Source organism: Pontivivens nitratireducens (assembly GCF_014235845.1).
Classification (GTDB): domain Bacteria; phylum Pseudomonadota; class Alphaproteobacteria; order Rhodobacterales; family Rhodobacteraceae; genus Pontivivens; species Pontivivens nitratireducens.
In genome coordinates this window covers 178,776-181,095 of the sequence record NZ_JACJUQ010000007.1, presented here as the reverse complement: position 1 = coordinate 181,095, position 2,320 = coordinate 178,776, and the positions used below count along the sequence as shown (strand labels likewise).

The 2,320-nt window shown below is 60.9% G+C and carries 1 protein-coding gene; it reads right to left on the bottom strand.

Features of this window, described 5'->3' with window-relative positions; genetic code table 11:
- Positions 1-81: 81 nt before the first annotated feature.
- A partial coding sequence (locus H1S03_RS10335; protein WP_249777879.1) for an Ig-like domain-containing protein occupies positions 82-2,320 on the bottom strand: 2,239 nt, incomplete at its 5' end.

The following is a 2,320-nucleotide window of genomic DNA, read 5'->3' as shown; positions in this document are numbered from 1 at the left end:
CAACCTCCTCTGTCGGAGATACTGAATCACGCGACGAACGAATGGGGAAGCCTGATTATGGGGACAGGCCCTAGTCCGATGTCAGAACTGCATCTGATAGCCGAGGCTCAGCCCGTAGCTTTCGTAATCGCCAACACCGATGCCATCATAATAGGTCCCTGCGGTGAAGCTTTGATCCATCGAAATCTGGTGGTTGATGCCCAGCTCGACCCGGGCCCGTCCACCATCGTAATCGGGGGTGACGGTTGAGGCGTGTCCGCTGCCGCTGGTATGCGACCAGATGCCTGACACACCGCCCCAAAGCTCCAGCTCCTCGGTGTTGACCGGCACCATGACGCTGAAATCCATCCCGACCTCGATCTGGCCGAGCGTGATGCCCTGTTCGGGAATGGGGTTGCCCAGGCTGTCGATATAGCTGTCCTGATCGTCGGTGGTGTAGGACGCATCCACGAACGGCGAAAGGGTGGTGGCACCATAGGCAAGCTCACCCGCGACTTTCAGTTGCGCCAGCAAACGCGTCGTGTCGACGCTGTCCTCGTAGGTTCCGAAAGGCGAGACGTCGTTGTCGCTCTCACCATAGAGCAAGCGCCCCTCGAAATAGAGCGGCTGGACAGCACTGCGCGCCACGAAGTACGGCCCGACCATCCAGCCCGTGCCCCCGATCGAGGCACTGCCGGTATCCTCATTCAGATGATCGAACTGAAGCATTGCGCCAACCAGCAAGTTTTCGTTTACGGTTCGGTGCGCGCCCAGGGCGCCGAACACATATTCGCTTCTGCTGTCCCCGTCATTCGTCCACGATGCGCTCGCCTGCGCCCAGACAGGGCTGTTCGCATTGGACGCAAAGTCCAAATTTCCCGTCTCCGGCGTTGCGACGAAATAGAACTCCCCACGAGGACTACCCGAAAGGAACGACATCAGATCCGGCTGGTTGAGCAGCAACTGGTTCGCCCGGGTCTGCATGTAGGACGCGATCAGCTCCTGCGTTCGTTCAATGGTGAAATCGCTGATGACAACCAGATTGGATGCCAGATTGCCGTTTCCGGCGGCATCGGCGGCAACGTTGGCAGGAACGGAAACCTGAACATCCCCGGTCCCCGACGCGCGCAAATTCGCGATATACGATGCATCGCTGCCACTCACCCCGGTCACGATTGCATTGGTGCTGCTGATGTCAGCGGCGACAAAGCCCGTCACCGGCTCCGAGAACGTGATGTTGAGGGTGAACGCCCCGTCCCCTTCAAGCGCGTCAGGCGCGCCCGAAATGCTGACCGTCGGCGCGGTCCCGTCATAAACGGCGCTGACCGTGTTCGAGGCATCGTTGCTGTTGCCCGCCGGATCCGTAAACGTACCTGCGGCCACGGAAAGGGTGACGGCGCCATCACTGTCCGGCGTCACTGTGGCGGTATAACTGCTTCCCCCGCCGCTAAGCGTCGCCGTGGCATTGTCCAACGTCAGATCGCTGGCGTCAAAGTCGCTGCTGTCCTCGGACAGGGTAATCACGGCGGTATAGGTGCCGTTGGTCGGACCGCTCAATGCACCGATAGAAACCGTCGGCGATGTATCGTCGCCAATAAAGTCGACCTCGGTGGGATCGGAATTATTCATCGCCACGTCCGTTGCGACAATCGTGACCACACCCGATTGTTGCGGCGTATCCGAGGTCAAGGTGAACGCGCCGGTGCTGGCATCCGCCGTCACGCTTTGCGTGCTGCCATCCGGGAACGTTACCGTCACGGTGCTTCCCGGTTCCACAGTGCCGGACAGGTTCACCTGACTGTCCGATGTGGCAATCAACGTGACAACAACCGGCTCCTCCGGTGGCGTCGTGTCCGTCACGCTCACCACGAAGCTCTGTTGCACGGCGGCGTTTCCCGCGCTGTCCTGCGCGTCCACGACTACGGTTGTGGCACCGACGGGAAAGTCAAACGGGCTGGTGATAACCGTGCCGTCGATCGAGAATATCGGCAGGATCGTCTCACCGGAATTGTCGGTGATCGTCGCAGTCAGCACGACCGAGGCCGTGTTGACGCCCGGATCGGTGTCCACCGCAATATCCCCGATACCAGCAATGACCGGGGCTTGCGTATCAAGCGGCGCCGTGACGGTGATCGTCACACTGTCGGTCGCGGTGTCGAAGCCGTCATCCACGGTCAGAACGAAGGTCAGCGTCACATCGGCATCGCCGATGGCCAGCGTCGGCGCGGTGAAGCTGGGCGTCGCACTTTCATCATCGTCCAGCTCGACGGCGGGACCGGCGGTCTGGGCCCAGGCATAGGTCAGCGTCTGGCCCGCATCATTGGCAACGGACCCCGCGCTG